Genomic DNA, 15,887 nt, shown 5'->3' on the forward strand with positions numbered 1-15,887 from the left:
GATCTGCTCCGAGAATCCGGTGTTTGCGGTCTTTGTTGCCTCTTAGCAGCAAGACATCGGCGGGACAAAGATCAAAATCGATCAGGCCGTTACCTTGCTCATGGCCGCATAGGCCTCACGCACGTGATCGCGGCCGTCGATGATGACGACCTCCATGGCCCGTCGGGCCGCATCGACATTGCCGGCAACAATTGCATCGACGATCCGCATGTGCGTGTCGGCAATATCCGAGAAACCGTTCTGTGAGGGCGGCGTACTGATGCGGAACATCCCCACCAATGCGGCTTCGATGAGACTTCCCAGTGTTCGCATGAAGGGATTATGAGAGGCTTCGGCTATCGCCAGGTGAAAGTGAAGGTCCGCCAGCGCCAGACTTTCGCTGGTATGACCCAAGGCCGCCATCTCGGTTGCCAGCGTCCGCAGGTTTTCGACATCTTGCTTGCTTGCCCTTTCGGCGACGAGACCGGCGGCAAACGGCTCGAAAGCTAGCCGGATATCGTAAAGCTGGAGCAGGAATTCCTCCGTCACGCCGCTGTCGAAATGCCAGGCTATGATCTCGCTATCGAACATGTTCCAGAGGTTTTTCTCTGTCACGCGCGTTCCGACACGGGCCTTGGCGACGATCATCCCTTTTGCGGCGAGCGTCTTCATCGTTTCTCGAAGGACTGTGCGTGAGACCTTGAAGCGCTGAGCAAGTTCGGCGTCTCCCGGCAGAATACTTCCAACGGGAAAGTTTCCCGCAACAATCGCCCTGCCGAGCTCATCCACGACTTGGGCATGGCTCGTCCGTGATTTCCGTGCTGTCTTTCCGGTCTCAAGCAATCTGCTACGCAACGAATACCTCCCCGCTCAGGCATACCTCTTATTCATACTGGAAAGGAAGAGAATAACCTTCTGCATTAGAATGAATGCAAAAAGCAACAGGCCGATCAAGATCTTCGTCCACCAACTCGAGAGCATCCCGTCGAAGGTGATGTAGGTCTGAATGAGGCCCTGGATCAGGATGCCGATGAAGGTACCTGCCACGAATCCCGCCCCCCCGGTCAACAGCGTCCCCCCAATGACCACTGCTGCGATCGCATCGAGCTCGACGCCGACTGCTGCCAGAGAATAACCGGCCGACGTATAGAGCGAAAAAACGATTCCCGATAGACCGGCAAGAAAGCCGGATAATGCATAGATCTGGATTGTCGTGCGGCCCAGCGGAACGCCCATCAATTGCGCCGTCTGAGCGCCGCCGCCTAGGGCGTACACATTGGTCCCGAACCGCGTACGGTGGGCGAGGAATATGCCGGAGACAAAAACCAGAAGCATGATGCCGCCGATTAGCGTCAGTCGACCGCCGCCCGGCAGCTTGTAATAGATGCTGGTCAAGGTGCCGTAATAATCGTGATTGATCGGAATGCTGTCGATCGAAAGTACAAAAGCCATGCCACGCGCAAGGAACATGCCCGCGAGCGTCACGATGAAAGCCGGCATTTCCAGGTAGTGGATGATAGCGCCCATTGCCGCGCCGAAGATCGTCGTGATGATCAGCACCAGCGCAAACGCAAGGAGCGGATGGATTGGCGTGTTCTGCAGAACGACAGCCAAGAACACGCCAGTGAAAGCAATGACAGAGCCGATCGACAGGTCGATGCCGCCCGAGATGATGACAAACGTCATGCCGACCGCCGCGATGCCGAGAAAGGCATTATCGGTCAATAGGTTGCCGACGACGCGGGTGGACAAGATGTTCGGATACTGCAGTGTGCAGACAGCATAGGACAGGACGAAAATTACGACGGTCGCAAGCAACGGCAGATATTTCGAGTTCATTGAATCTGGCCTTCCCTGACGCCGCTCGATCGCCGGCTTAAGATGATCGCGGCCGATTGGACCGCCGGCGACTGAATGACGAGGATCACGATCACGATCACCGCCTTGATGATCAGGTTGAACTCCGGCGGGAACCCTGAGAGCAAAATACCGGTGTTTACAGCCTGAATGATCATCGCCCCGATCAACGACCCCACAATACTGAAGCGCCCACCAAGCAGCGAGTTGCCACCAACGACAACGGCCAGGATCGTGTCGAGCTCCAGCCAAAGACCGGCATTGTTGGCATCCGCGCCCTTGATGTCAGCGGCGACGATGATCCCGGCGATCGACGCGCAAAGGCTGCTCAACATATAGACGGCCATTAGCAGTACAGGCGTCCGCACGCCGGACAGCGTGCTTGCACGTCGATTGATGCCGGTGACTTCGATCAGCATGCCAAGCGCCGTGCGCCTTACCAGCAGGATCACCAGGGCGCTCATGATCAGCCATATGATGACAGGCATCGGAAGGAAGGCGAACGAACCGCTGCCAAGAGCGATCAGCCCTTCATCGTTGAAGGTCATGATGACCCCCTCGGTGATGAGTTGCGCGATCCCCCGCCCAGCCACCATCAGCACGAGTGTCGCGATGATTGGTTGAATATTGAGCACGGCAACCAGAAATCCGTTCCAGACGCCGCAAAGCAGCCCAACCCCGACCGTCACCAGCAGTGTCATTGCAAGCGATTGACCGGCTACGATGGATGACGCAGCAACCGCGCCGCAAATCGCGATCACCGCGCCGACCGAAAGGTCGATCCCCTTGGTCGCGATTACAAGCGTCATGCCGATTGCCAGCAACGCAACCGGTGCTCCACGGTTCAGCACATCTATCAAGCTACCGTATAGGCGGCCATTCTGAACTACCACATTAAAGAACTGCGGAAACATTATGAAATTTAAAAGAAGAATGAGCGCGAGCGCAATAAGCTGCGGCGCCAAGCGGATCAGCAATGCATTGAGCGACGACTTCATGCGTACTCCGTCTTCTTTTGGGCCGCGGCGATGGCGTCGACGATGCGCGCGGTGCTGATATCGTCGCCCGCCAGCTCTGCGACATGCTCGCGATCGCGAAGTACCAAAATACGTGAGCTATAGGCGATAAGCTCTTCTAGTTCCGAGGAAATAACGATCAGAGACATGCCTTTTGCGCAAAGGTCCTCAATCAGGCGGATGATCTCGGCGTGGGCGCCGACGTCGATGCCGCGGGTTGGCTCGTCGAGGATCAGAAAGTCAGGATTGGTGGCCAGCCAGCGGGCAAGGATTGCCTTCTGTTGGTTGCCGCCGGACAGGAGACGGATCGGCTTCTCCCTGTCCGTCGTGCGGATGTCGAGCGCCTTGATATAGCGATCGGCCAGTGCATTTTGATCGGCGCGCGAAATCGGTCGCGCCCAGCCCCTGCGGGCCTGTAGCGCCAAGGCGATATTCTCGCGAATGGAAAGGTCACCGATAATCCCATCCGTCTTACGATCTTCCGGACAGAAGCCGAAGCCATGGCGGATCGCCGCCCGTGGATTCGAGAGCGTCACTTCCTTGCCGTCGACTCTTGCCGTTCCGTTGTCTGCCTGCTCGATCCCGAAGAGTAGCTCGGCAGTCTCTGTACGGCCTGAACCGAGCAGCCCCGCAACGCCCACCACCTCGCCAACACGAACCTCGAGGTCGAACGGTTTGATTTTGCCGCGTTTGCCGTAGCCTTGGAACCTGTATTTGACCGGGCCAGCCGCGACGGTATGTGCGCGCGCAGTTGCCTCGGCATTTGCCAATTCGTGACCGAGCATCATGGAGATGAGGCTCTGGCGAGACAGTTCGGACGTTTCGCGCGTGCCAACTAGCCTGCCATTGCGAAGCACCGTGATACGATCACTGACTTCGTAGACCTGCTCCAGAAAATGGGTAATAAAGACAATGCCAAGGCCGCGCTCTTTCAAGTTTCTCATGATACGAAAGAGCATCGCGACTTCTTGAGTATCGAGGCTTGCCGTGGGCTCGTCGAGGATGAGAACTTTGCCGGACAAATCAACAGCCCGGGCGATTGCGACGACCTGCTGGACAGCGACCGAAAACCGATCGAGCTGCGCGGTGACGTCAACTTCTATACCGTATTGGTCAAGCAGCGCCCGTGCCTGCTGGTTCATTGCCCTTACGTCGATCATGCCAAGCCGTTTTGGTTGGCGGCCGAGATAGAGGTTTTCGGCGACACTCAGGTTGGGCAGAAGGTTGACCTCTTGGTACACCGTGCCAATGCCAAGCCTTTGCGCGGCCAACGTATCGGACGGATTAATTTCCGTGCCGTCGAGAGCAAGGCGCCCTTGGTCGCGGTGATAGGCTCCAGTGATGCATTTGATCAGCGTTGATTTTCCAGCGCCGTTTTCGCCCAAAAGCGCATGCACTTCGCCCTTGCGCAGCGAGAAATCGACGTTGTCGAGCGCAACGGCGCCGGGGAAGAACTTCGATATCCCGGTGGCGGTCAGAACGTTCTCGAAATCGTGAATCATGAAGGCAGCTTTTCCTGATATGGACCGACATGCCTCGCTATCAACGGACATGACGTCCTGATCGGCATCTGGCAGGTCCGCACCGGCCCATGATGGGCCGGTGCGGTTCTGGCCTCAAGGATTAGTAGCCAAGGTTCTTCTTGGACTCATAGACCTTCATCGGATCGTCGGATGGCGTATAAAGCTTCGATTCCGTCTGAATCCATTTTGCCGGTGCCTTCTTGTCCTTCAGGTAGGCATCGAGCACGTCGAATGCGGGACCTGCCATGTTCGGCGTCAGTTCCACAGTGGCATTTGCTTCGCCGGCTGCCATAGCCTTGAAGATATCTGGCACGGCGTCGATGGAGACGACGAGAATATCCTTGCCCGGCTTCAGGCCTGCTTCCTTGATCGCCTGGATGCCGCCAACGGCCATGTCGTCGTTGTGGGCGTAGAGAGCGCATATATCCTTGCCGCCGTTCTCAGCCTTCAGGAAGCTTTCCATGACTTCCTTGCCCTTGGTGCGGGTGAAGTCGCCGGTCTGGCTGCGCACGATCTTGAAGTTGGCCTTGCCAGCGATCGCCTCCTCGAAGCCCTTCTTGCGGGCGATGGCCGGTGAGGAACCCGTCGTACCCTGAAGCTCGACGATGTTGCAGGGCTTGTCGCCAACGGTCTTTGCCAGCCAGTCGCCGGCAACCTTGCCTTCGTGAACCTGGTCCGAGGTAACGGCGGTCAGGTACAGGTCCTCCGGCGCCTTGATCGTACGATCAAGCAGGATGACCGGGATTTCCGACTCCTTTGCTTCCTTCAGGACGGCGTCCCAACCGGTTTCGACAACCGGAGCGAGGAAGATGGCGTTGACGCCCTGAGCGATGAACGAGCGGATCGCCTTGATCTGGTTTTCCTGCTTCTGTTGCGCGTCAGCAAACTTCAGGTCCACGCCGCGCTTCTTGGCTTCTTCCTTGGTGACCGTCGTCTCGGCGGCACGCCAACCGGATTCAGAGCCGATCTGCGAAAAGCCCACGACCAGCTCTGCGGCTGATGCCGAGCCGAACATGCAGGCAGCCAGAATCGTGGCACTCAAGAGTGCAGTCTTCAATTTCATGATTTCCTCCCAAAGCCGCCTCCACGCGGCACAGCTGGAAAAAATCATATAGTATTACTTTTGTAAATGCACTTTTTGGTTTGCAGCGCAGAAAAAAGGCGCTCGAAGTGAGCGCCCTTTCGCAAGTGCTAATTGTTAGCCGAAAATCACTTCGGCAACTTGTCGTCCACGCCTTCGACGTAGAAGTTCATGCCCAGCAGAGTGCCGTCATCAGCTTTCTCGCCAGCCTTCAGCCAGGGCGTGCCGTCCTGCTTGTTGATCGGACCGGTGAAGGGATGCAGTTCGCCGGACTTGATCTTGGCTTCGGTTTCCTGGGCCATCTTCTTCACGTCATCGGGCATGTTGGTGTAGTCGGCCATCTTGAGGATGCCGTCCTTCAGGCCGTCCCAGCTTTGCTCGGACTTCCAGGTGCCATCGAGAAGAGCGTGAACGCGCTTGGAGTAGTAGTTACCCCAGGTGTCGACAATTGCCGTCAACTGAGCCTTCGGCCCTGCTGCGATCATATCGGAGGCCTGGCCGAATGCATGGATGCCGCGTTCCTCGGCAACCTGCATCGGAGCGGTCGTGTCCGTGTGCTGCGTCAGGACGTCAACACCCTGGTCGACCATAGCCTTTGCAGCATCGGCTTCCTTGCCCGGATCGAACCAGGTGTTCACCCAGATGACCTTCAGCTTGAAGTCGGGATCGATGGAGCGAGCGCCCTGCTCGAAGGCGTTGATACCCATGACGACTTCCGGGATCGGGAAAGAAGCGATGTAGGCAGCGCCATGGTTCTTCGAGGTCTTCGCCGCGATCTGGCCGAGGATGTAGCGGCCTTCATAGAAGCGGGAGTTGTAGGTCGCAAGATTCGGACCGGACTTGTAGCCCGTGCCGTGTTCGAACTTCACGTTCGGGAATTTCGCAGCAACCTTCACGGTAGCATCCATGAAGCCGAAGGACGTCGTGAAGATCAGCTTGCAGCCCGAACGCGCCAAACGCTCGATAGCACGCTCGGCATCGGGGCCTTCCGGCACGTTTTCGAGGTATGGCGTATCGATCTTGTCGCCGAACTCCTTCTGGATCTGCTGGCGGCCAAGATCGTGCGCCTGCGAGTAGCCGCCGTCAGTGTGCGATCCGACGTAGACGAAGCAGACCTTCGTTTTGTCGGCAGCCTGCGCGGTAGAGCCGACGCTCAGGACCGCGGCAGCCGATGCGGCAAATGCAAGTGCTAGTTTTTTCATGATAACCCCTGTTGGTTTGGAATTTCCGGAAGCGCTTTTCATTCTTTTGTTTAGCGCTCCGGGACGAATGCTTTTCCCAGCGACGCGGGCGTGTTGATCAACGTCGTGCGCCGATTATGAGAAATGATGACAAGAACCACAATAGTCGCAGCATAGGGGAGCATCGACAGAAACTGGGCCGGAATTCCAACGCCGAAAGCCTGTGCGTGAAGCTGCAGGATCGTGACTGCACCGAACAGATAGCCGCCGGCAAAAACCCGCCACGGCCGCCAAGACGCGAAGACGACAAGCGCGAGCGTGATCCAGCCGCGGCCGGAAGACATGTTCTCCACCCATTGCGGCGTATAGACGAGGGAAAGCTGTGCTCCCGCAAGGCCCGCGCAGGCACCGCCGAACATGACGGCGAGATAGCGTGTCCGGATGACGCCGATGCCGAGGGCGTGCGCCGAGCCGTGGCTGTCACCGATCGCGCGCAGTTTCAAGCCGGCGCGGCTGCGGAACAAGAACCAGCTCACGCCGAACAGCAGAGCGAGCGACAGGTAAAAAGTCAGGTCCTGACGGAAGAGCACGGAGCCGATCAGCGGGATGTCGGAAAGATAAGGGACGACGATCGGCGCGAGGCGAACGCCGGGCACGCTGACATAGCCCTCCCCAAGCATGCCCGAAACCCCAAGCCCGAGGATCGTCAACGCCAGGCCGGTCGCTACCTGGTTGGCGACCAGCGTGAGGGTGAGAAAGCCGAAAAGCAGCGAAAACAGAGCACCGGCGACAATCCCGCCCAACAGTCCGATATAGGGAGAACCTGACATTTGCGCTGTTGCGAAGGCCGCAACAGCGCCCATGATCATCATGCCTTCGACACCGAGGTTCAAAACACCGGATCGTTCGGTAACGAGTTCGCCCAAGGCGGCAATGACCAGAGGCGTAGACGCAGTGATGACTGTCAGCAAAATTGCTTCGAAGATGCTCATGCTACACCTCCCCGGACCCGCGACCAGAGAATACGGATCTTGTAGTAGATGAGGGTGTCACACGAGAGAACGAAGAACAGTATCAGGCCCTGGAAGACGCGGGTCACCTTGTCGGATACGCCGAGCGACAGCTGTGCAGCCTCACCGCCGAGATAGGTCAAAGCCAGCACGAGGCCTGATGCGATGATACCGAGCGGGTTCAGGCGTCCGAGAAACGCGACGATGATCGCCGTGAAGCCGTAGCCGGGAGAAATAGCAGGCTGCAGATGCCCGATCGATCCCGATACTTCCGAGATGCCGGCGAGCCCGGCAAGCGCGCCCGAAAACAGGAAGCTGAACCAGATCATCTTCTTCGACGAAAAGCCGGCGAACCGCCCTGCCCGCTCAGACTGGCCGAGCACGACGATCTCGAAGCCCCTCAGCGTATACTTTAGCATGAACCAGACAAGAAACGCCGCGACAATCGCGAACACGAAGGCCCAATGCGCCCGGCCGGACTCCTCCCATATCGCCGGCAGCGTCGCTTCCGGCGGAAACGGCACGCTTTCCGGAAAGTTGAAGCCCTGCGGATTGCGCCACGCACCGCGGATCAGCCAGTCGAGGAAAAGCTGCGCGATATAGACGAGCATCAGGCTCGTCAGGATTTCGTTGGTATTGAAATGTGCCTTCAGCAGTGCAGGAATGGCCGCGAACAAAGCGCCGCCGATGGCGCCCATGATAAGCATTAGGGGCAGTACGAGAGGCGAATGCAACTCCGTGAACAGGATAGGCAGAATGGAGCCAGTGATCGCGCCGATCGTAAACTGCCCTTCGGCGCCGATATTCCAGTTGTTGGAGCGATAGCAGACGGCCAGTCCGACGCCGATCATGATCAGCGGTGCCGCCTTCACGGCAAGTTCATGCAGTGACCACACCTCAAGCAAGGGCTCGAGGAAAAAGGCGTCGAGCGCTTCGACCGGGTCCTTGCCAAGAATGGCAAACATGATCGCGCCAGCGATCAATGTCAGCAGCAACGCCAACACCGGTGACACAAGGCCGTAAAGCTTCGACGCTTGCGGTCGCTTTTCCAGCTCAATGCGCATCTTGCGCCTCCGAGGCGGTCTTACTCTCGTGCAGGCCGCCCATCAAAAGGCCAATCTTTTCCCGAGACAGTTCTCCCGCCGGGAAGGGTTGCGAAAGTCGCCCTTCAGAAATCACGGCAATCTCCGTTGCGACTTCGAATATTTCGTCAAGGTCCTGGCTGATGACGACGACGGCGGAGCCGTTCCGCGCCAGATCCACGAGCGCCTGGCGAATGCGGCTGGCCGCCCCTGCATCGACGCCCCAAGTCGGCTGGTTGACGACGAGAACGGCGGGTTGGCGATCCAATTCGCGTCCAACGATGAACTTCTGTAGATTGCCGCCGGAGAGCGAACCCGCTACCGGATCCTCACCGCTTTTGCGGACGTCCATCGCCTCGGCGATCCGCCGGGTCGCTGTCTTTACGGCGCTCCGGCGGATGACCTTGAGAAAGCCGCCACCGAGGAAGGCCCGACGGTCGGATTGACTGCGCGCCAGCACCAGATTGTCGGAGAGTTTCATTGCCGAGACGGCAGCATGGCCATGGCGCTCTTCGGGCACAAAACCGGCGCCGAGCAAACGACGCGCAGTGATACCCTGGGTGCCCACGGCCTTCTTTCGGATCGCTATCGCCTCCGCCGAACCGACGGGATACTCGCCGGAGAGCGCATCGAAGAGTTCTCCCTGGCCGTTGCCCGCAACGCCCGCGATCGCCAAGATCTCGCCGGAGCGAACCGTCAAGGACACATCCTTAAGGGGCATGGCGAAGGGCGTGCGCGCGGCAGCCGAAAGACTGGCGACTGCAAGCTGTACCTCTCCTTTGATGCCGCGATCCGGATGCGTGACCGTCGCAACGTCGCTGCCGACCATCATCCGGGCGAGAGAAGCCGGCGTCTCCTGACGCGGATCGCAGGCGCCTGTGACCCTGCCGCTGCGCAGCACCGTCGCGCGGTCGCAGATGCGCTGCACTTCTTCAAGCCGATGGCTGATGTAGAGCACCGATTTGCCCTCCGCCTTCAGCTTGAAGAGTGTTTCGAAAAGCTTGTCGGCCTCCTGCGGCGTCAGCACGGACGTCGGCTCATCAAGGATAATCAGCTTGGGATTCTGCAGCAGCGCGCGCACGATTTCGATGCGCTGGCGTTCACCGACGGAGAGGTCGGCCACGTGGGCGTGCGGGTCGAGCGGCAGCCCGTAGGCCTGCGAAAGCGCCCTAGCCTCTTCGGCAATCCTGCCGATCGGAATGCTGTCGTCGAGCGAAAGCGCGATATTCTCAGCGACGGTCAGCGCCTCGAAGAGCGAAAAGTGCTGAAATACCATGCCGATGCCGAGCCTGCGGGCATCGCCGGGAGAGCCGATCGAAACCGGCCGGCCCTCCCACAGGATGCGGCCTTCGCTTGGTTCCAGCACCCCGAACAGCATCTTGACCAGCGTCGATTTGCCGGCGCCGTTTTCGCCAAGGAGAGCATGGATTTCGCCGGGCGCGATATCTAGATCGATATGGTTGCAGGCGGCAAAGCTGCCGAAGAATTTCGTCAGTTGCTGGACCGACAGTAACGCACCGGAGTCCGGCACATCAGATAATGACACGTTCCCCTCATTTCCCTCTGCCGACCCTGCCCGTTCGGGTCATTATGGGATCAGTAGCGTAGTTCCGGTAGTTCTTCTGGATTCCAGATCCATGTGGGCCCGCCCGACCTCACGCAATGGATAGGTTTGGTTGATATTGATACGCACTTTATTGCTCAAAACAACATCAAATAACGCGTTTGCACAATTGGTTAGCTCTTCGCGCGTCGCGATGTAAGTGAAAAGGGTCGGCCTCGTTGCAAAGAGCGATCCTTTCTGGGCGAGCATGGCGAGTGTGAAGTTCTCGATCGGCCCAGAAGACTGGCCAAAAGAGACAAACATGCCGAGGCGTCTCAGACAGTCGAGCGACTGGGGAAATGTGTCCCGGCCGATCGAGTCATAGACCACGTGAACCCCCGCGCCACCGGTGATCTCGCGTACACGCTCGGCAAAATTCTCGGTATTGTAATTGATGACGTGATCGTATCCGTGTTCGAGAGCCAACTGCACCTTGCTGTTCGACCCGGCGGTGCCGATCACCGTTGCGCCGAGCGCCTTTGCCCATTGTCCGGCTATTAGGCCAACACCGCCGGCCGCCGCATGAAACAGGATCGTGGTACCGGGGGCGACGCTGTAGGTTCGGTTGAGAAGGTACTCGGCGGTCATTCCCTTCAGCATCATCGAAGCGGCCGTCTCGAGCGGAATTCCATCTGGAACCTTGACGAGATGCTTCGTTTCGATGTTTCGCTCGACGCTGTAGGCGCCGTCAGAGCCGGCATAGGCGACGCGATCGCCGGCCTTGAACTCCTCCACACCAGGGCCCACGGCTGTAACGGTGCCAGCCGCTTCCTTGCCGGTCACGAACGGCATATGCGGCGCTTTGTAAAGCCCGGTCCGGAAGTAGACATCGATGAAGTTCAAGCCAATGGCCGCGTGCTTGATCTGGACTTCCCCTGCGCCGGGAGGCGGCAGGTCGATACCGATATATTCGAGAACTTCAGGTCCGCCGGTCTTGCTGAAAGAAACCGCCTGCGTTCTTGCCATTGCCTTCTCCTAATCGCGCCTTCCAAGCGCCGGGAAGAACTGCAACACAGCGCCAATGCAGTAGAGGTAGATACCGCTGAGAATAAAGAGGACAAGCGCCCATTGTGGGATCACGAAATGCATCAGCAGCGCATACATCCCGAGCCCCGACCACAAGAAGAAGACGCCGAGGTTGAGCGGCCTGAGCCGCTGGACGCGGACGGGGTGGAGGAAATTGATCGGCAGGAAGGTGAGGATGACGGAGACGAGGACGACCGTTAGCGCCGTGATCGCACTGGCATCGATGACGAACAATGTGAAGACGATCATGTTCCAGACCACCGGAAAGCCCGAGAAGAAGTACTCGTCGGTCTTCATGCCAGTATCGGCGTAGTAGATTGCGCTGGATACCACGATCATGCCTGCAGCCACGAAGGACCACGGCTCGCCGATCATGCCGCTCTGGTAGAGCGCAAACGCAGGCAGCAGGACGTAGGTCACATAGTCGATGATATTGTCGAGCGTATCGCCTGACCAGTTTGGCAGGACTTCCTTGACACTGACCTTGCGCGCGATCGGTCCATCGATGCCATCAACAAGGAGTGCCAGCCCCAGCCACCAGAACATGTCGATAAAACGGTGCTCGGCAGCGGCGACGACGCCGAGAAAGGCAAGAAAGGACCCGGACGCCGTCAGAATATGGACGGAGAATGCGCGCATTTCCGCGTAAGGTACGCGCTTGTAATTGAAAATCTTCATGTTTCCCCGAGCAGCCTATGGCGTCCGCGCCCGGCAGACGCGGTTTTTGCCTAATATGCATCCTTTGTCCCGCTTCGCCAGCGCAAAAGCAATGAAGCCTCGTAAGGCCCTGGAATCACGACAGCGACACGCATATTTCGTGCAAGTCGCTCGAGAAAGAATGGAATACCTTTAATCGAGACACTATTTGTAATATCTCGCTGGCATCGAAAACATTGTGCGACCAATACGGGATCCGATACCGAAATGAACGCCCCTGCAAAGACCGAAGACTTCGCCTCACCGATTCCGGCTGGAGTCTATGCCGAAACCGTGCTCAGCGTGACCCATTACACGGATCGCCTGTTCCGGTTTACGATGACGCGTCCGCAGGGCTTCCGCTTCCGGTCGGGAGAATTCGCAATGATCGGATTGATGGTCGACGGCAAGCCGATCTTCCGTGCCTATTCGATCGCAAGCCCCGCCTGGGCAGAAGAGCTTGAATTCTTCTCGATCAAGGTCCCGGACGGCCCTCTGACCTCACACCTCCAGGCGATCAAGCCGGGCGACCAGGTTCTGATGCGCAAGAAGCCGACAGGCACGCTGGTGCTTGACGCGCTGACGCCCGGCCGTCGCCTCTATATGTTTTCGACCGGGACTGGCATTGCGCCTTTCGCCAGCCTGATCCGTGATCCGGAAACCTACGAGAAGTACGAGGAAGTCATCCTGACCCACACGACCCGGGACGTGGCGGAGCTGAAATATGGCTTCGACCTGGTCGACGAGATCAAGAATGACGAACTCCTTCAGGAAGTCGTCGGGGACAAGCTGCGCCATTATGCGACCGTCACCCGTGAAGACTTCGAGTACCGCGGCCGTATCACCGACCTGATTTTCTCAGGCAAGCTCTTTACCGACCTCGGCGTCCCGCCGCTCGATCCGGTAATCGATCGCGGCATGATCTGCGGCTCCTCCGCGATGCTGAAGGATACGAAGGAATTGCTGGAAGGCGCCGGCCTCAACGAGGGCGCAAACAGCAAGCCGGCGGAGTTTGTGATCGAACGCGCATTCGTCGGGTAAATTTGCAGTGACGGACTTATTTACGGCCCCTGCAACGGGGCCGTTTTCAATTGTGGTTGCTGAGATATTCGATCAGTGCGCTCATCGCGTGGCCGGCGTCCTTCGACCTGCCCTGCTCGATGGCTCGCATGACTGCAACATGCAGCGCGATAGATTGATCCATCCGGGTGGGACTCGTGGACGCGGACCAGAGCCGACGCGAATGGGTTTGAACCGGTCCAAGCGCCGACGTGATAAAAGCGTTGGGGCAAGCCTCTTCCAGAATTTCGTCAAACGCCTTGTCCGCGGCGAAAAATGCTGCCACATCGCCGGTTGTGGCGCACATTTGCATTGCCTGCGCGCATTCGATCAGTTCTCGACGCTGCTCTGATGTGGCGGATTCGGCAGTCAGCGCCGCTGCGATCGGCTCAAGCTCGCGGCGAACCTGCATGACATTGTCATGGTCGGTCGGCTTGATCTCCGCCACCTGCAGCCCGACACGCGGCTTCACCACGATCAACCCTTGCCAAGCAAGCTTCTGAATCGCCTCGCGCACCGGCGTACGCCCGTGGCCGGCCAAGTCGATCAGGTGTTTCTCAGTGACCAACGCGCCCGGCCGCAAAGCCAAGGTTACGATCGCATGCTCCAGGCTAAGGTAGGCAAGGTGGCTGAGTGAATTCTGCATTCGCGTATCCATAGCTTCTAAAAATGCGCGTCGCGAGGGCGACCTAAAACCGATGATATATCAGCGTGCTGTCGAGCGGCAAGTTGGCGCCGCACCTGGATGGCGGTGCGGAAGTAGTGCGACGCTTCCTCAACCCTGCCCTACGGTTGCTCGTGGAATAGATGTCGGAAACTCTCTCCGCCAGCATCAGCGCCGCCTGGCTGGCTATTCGTGTCGCAGAGCCTCGATTGGATTGAGTTGTGCCGCTCGCCGTGCCGGGAAGTATCCGAACACCATTCCGATTGCGGCGGAGAACGCGAAAGCAACCCCAATCATCGTGGGGCTGACAACGAAGGGCACCTTCAGGGCTGTTACGGCCCCGTAGCCGAGGCCAATCCCCAGCAGGATCCCGGCGACGCCGCCAAAGACCGACAATGCCACCGCTTCGACCAGGAACTGCAGCAGCACCTGCTTTTCCAGCGCACCAATCGCCAGGCGTATGCCGATTTCCCGAGTACGCTCGGTCACCGACACCAGCATGATGTTCATGATTCCGATCCCGCCAACGAGCAGGCTGATCGCGGCGACCGCACCGAGCAAGCTGGTCAGTAGCGTCGTGGTGCCGGTCATCGCGTCGGCAATCTGCGTCATGTCATTGACGCTGAAGTCGTCCTCGCGGCCCGGGATAATCTTTCGCCGCTCGCGAAGCAGGTTCTCGGTTTCATCCTGAATTTTCGATGTCGAGACACCGTCACGCGCGGAAATTACGATCATCTGGACATTGGCATTTGCCTTGCCGCCGACCCGGCGCTGATAGACTTTGACAGGCATTATAACAACGTCGTCCTGGTCGTTGCCCATGCCGGATTGGCCGCGCTTGGCAAGGACGCCGATAACACTGCAGGACACCTTGCCGACGCGAATCTGCTGCCCGTTGGGATTGGCAGCGCCAAAGAGCTGTGAGCGTACGGTCTCACCGAGAATGCAGCGCGGGCGCCCACGCTCCTCTGCTGCGTCGAAGGTGCGGCCAATCGCCATGTCCCAATCCTGGGCGATGAAATAGTCGTTGGTCGTGCCCATGACCGTCGTCGAATGGCTCTGCCCGCCGTAAATGACTGTCGCGGTCGTCTGATTGAGCGGCGCCGCGGCACGAAGACCATTGACCTGGTCACGGATGGCGTCGACATCCTTCACGGTAAAGCGACGTGCCTCCGAACTTGCGCGGCCAGGGCCGAACTGACCCGGACGCGCAAACAGCATGTTGGTGCCCAGCCGCGAAAGCTCGGCCGAGACCTGAGCGGTGGTGCCGTTGCCGATCGTCACCAACGCGATGACTGCCGCCACGCCGATGACGACGCCGAGCACGGTGAGAAACGAACGTAGCATATTGCGACTGATTGCGCGGAGCGCGAGTTTCAGCGTTTCAAAGAACATGATCCGCCCTCCCGCGATGCTCGGCCTCAGTCTCCAACTTGCCGTCGATGAAGCGCAGCAGCCGCTGGGCATAAGCGGCGATGTCGGGTTCGTGCGTGACCATGACGATCGTGATGCCTTGCTCCCGGTTCAACCGCGTCATCAAGTCCATGATCTCAACGCTGGTCTTGGTGTCGAGATTGCCGGTCGGCTCGTCCGCAAGAAGCAGCGAGGGTTCTGTTACAATCGCCCGGGCGATGGCCACACGTTGCTGCTGGCCGCCGGAAAGTTCCTGCGTTTTGTGATGCTCGCGCCCGGAGAGCCCCACAAGCCCGAGCGCCTCCTTGGCCTTGCGGTGGCGCTCACTCGCCTGCATGCCGCGATAGATGAGCGGCAGTTCGACATTCTCCAAAGCTGAAGTCCGCGGCAGCAGGTTGAACCCCTGGAACACGAAGCCGAGCATATGACGGCGCAACAACGTCAGTTGGCTACGGTCGAAGCCCTGTGTCGATACGCCCTGGAAAATGTAGTCGCCGGCGCTCGGGACATCGAGGCAGCCAAGGATGTTCATGGCCGTCGATTTGCCCGAGCCCGAGGGGCCCATGATGGCGACGAACTCGTGTTCGCGGATCGACAGATCCACCCGGTCAAGGGCGCGAATGGCCGCCTCTCCGTGACCGTAGATCTTCGAGACCTGCTTGAATTCGATGAGCGGCGGGCTCGTCATGCTGAGCCT

General features: G+C 58.8%; 15 protein-coding genes. 1 reads left to right on the forward strand and 14 read right to left on the reverse strand.

Translation table 11 applies throughout. From position 1 onward, the window contains the following. Positions 1-81: 81 nt before the first annotated feature. The 11 genes from FHT97_RS24795 to pcsA form a co-directional block, all read right to left on the reverse strand. Positions 82-834, reverse strand: a complete 753-nt coding sequence (locus FHT97_RS24795) for a FadR/GntR family transcriptional regulator (protein ID WP_040674286.1) — start codon at positions 832-834, stop codon at positions 82-84. Positions 835-849: 15 nt separating this feature from the next. Then, positions 850-1,818 (reverse strand): galactofuranose ABC transporter, permease protein YjfF, encoded by a 969-nt coding sequence (gene yjfF, locus FHT97_RS24800; protein WP_183864562.1) that lies wholly within the window; start codon positions 1,816-1,818, stop codon positions 850-852. After that, the gene (locus FHT97_RS24805; RefSeq protein ID WP_183864563.1) at positions 1,815-2,834 is read right to left on the reverse strand and encodes an ABC transporter permease; all 1,020 of its coding nucleotides are present in this window, start codon (positions 2,832-2,834) and stop codon (positions 1,815-1,817) included. Before FHT97_RS24805 ends, yjfF begins: the two co-directional genes overlap by 4 nt. After that, entirely contained in the window at positions 2,831-4,354 is a 1,524-nt protein-coding gene (gene ytfR / locus FHT97_RS24810) for a galactofuranose ABC transporter, ATP-binding protein YtfR (RefSeq protein ID WP_183864564.1), read from the reverse strand. The genes FHT97_RS24805 and ytfR overlap by 4 nt, the downstream gene beginning before the upstream one ends. A gap of 121 nt (positions 4,355-4,475) precedes the next feature. Next, on the reverse strand, positions 4,476-5,438 hold the full coding sequence (gene ytfQ, locus FHT97_RS24815) for a galactofuranose ABC transporter, galactofuranose-binding protein YtfQ (protein ID WP_016553979.1): 963 nt from the start codon (positions 5,436-5,438) through the stop codon (positions 4,476-4,478). 146 nt (positions 5,439-5,584) lie between these two features. Further along, the gene (locus tag FHT97_RS24820) at positions 5,585-6,658 is read right to left on the reverse strand and encodes a BMP family ABC transporter substrate-binding protein (protein ID WP_016553980.1); all 1,074 of its coding nucleotides are present in this window, start codon (positions 6,656-6,658) and stop codon (positions 5,585-5,587) included. 50 nt (positions 6,659-6,708) lie between these two features. Beyond that, on the reverse strand, positions 6,709-7,629 hold the full coding sequence (locus FHT97_RS24825; protein ID WP_016553981.1) for an ABC transporter permease: 921 nt from the start codon (positions 7,627-7,629) through the stop codon (positions 6,709-6,711). Further along, positions 7,626-8,711, reverse strand: a complete 1,086-nt coding sequence (locus FHT97_RS24830; protein ID WP_183757257.1) for an ABC transporter permease — start codon at positions 8,709-8,711, stop codon at positions 7,626-7,628. The genes FHT97_RS24825 and FHT97_RS24830 overlap by 4 nt, the downstream gene beginning before the upstream one ends. Then, positions 8,701-10,275, reverse strand: coding sequence for an ABC transporter ATP-binding protein (locus tag FHT97_RS24835; protein WP_183864565.1), 1,575 nt, complete (start codon positions 10,273-10,275; stop codon positions 8,701-8,703). The genes FHT97_RS24830 and FHT97_RS24835 overlap by 11 nt, the downstream gene beginning before the upstream one ends. Before the next feature lie 42 nt (positions 10,276-10,317). Then, entirely contained in the window at positions 10,318-11,298 is a 981-nt protein-coding gene (locus tag FHT97_RS24840) for a quinone oxidoreductase (RefSeq protein ID WP_183864566.1), read from the reverse strand. 9 nt (positions 11,299-11,307) lie between these two features. Beyond that, a complete protein-coding gene (gene pcsA, locus FHT97_RS24845; protein ID WP_016553985.1) occupies positions 11,308-12,036 on the reverse strand; it encodes a phosphatidylcholine synthase in 729 nt (242 codons plus the stop codon). A 246-nt stretch (positions 12,037-12,282) separates the two neighbouring features. Here pcsA and FHT97_RS24850 point away from each other — a divergent pair, with 246 nt between their 5' ends. Continuing rightward, on the forward strand, positions 12,283-13,095 hold the full coding sequence (locus FHT97_RS24850; protein ID WP_183864567.1) for a ferredoxin--NADP reductase: 813 nt from the start codon (positions 12,283-12,285) through the stop codon (positions 13,093-13,095). Between the two features lie 46 nt (positions 13,096-13,141). Here FHT97_RS24850 and FHT97_RS24855 read toward each other — a convergent pair whose 3' ends face one another. The 3 genes from FHT97_RS24855 to FHT97_RS24865 all read right to left on the reverse strand — a co-directional run bounded on the left by FHT97_RS24855 (position 13,142) and on the right by FHT97_RS24865 (position 15,878). Then, on the reverse strand, positions 13,142-13,759 hold the full coding sequence (locus FHT97_RS24855) for a GntR family transcriptional regulator (protein ID WP_183757254.1): 618 nt from the start codon (positions 13,757-13,759) through the stop codon (positions 13,142-13,144). 204 nt (positions 13,760-13,963) lie between these two features. Then, complete coding sequence (locus tag FHT97_RS24860; RefSeq protein ID WP_183864568.1) at positions 13,964-15,172, reverse strand: ABC transporter permease; 1,209 nt, start codon at positions 15,170-15,172, stop codon at positions 13,964-13,966. Then, positions 15,162-15,878: an ABC transporter ATP-binding protein gene (locus tag FHT97_RS24865; RefSeq protein WP_183864569.1), complete on the reverse strand. Its 717-nt coding sequence runs from the start codon at positions 15,876-15,878 to the stop codon at positions 15,162-15,164. Before FHT97_RS24865 ends, FHT97_RS24860 begins: the two co-directional genes overlap by 11 nt. Positions 15,879-15,887: the final 9 nt, after the last annotated feature.

Origin of the sequence: Rhizobium sp. BK399 (assembly GCF_014194695.1) — a bacterium.
Lineage (GTDB): Bacteria > Pseudomonadota > Alphaproteobacteria > Rhizobiales > Rhizobiaceae > Rhizobium.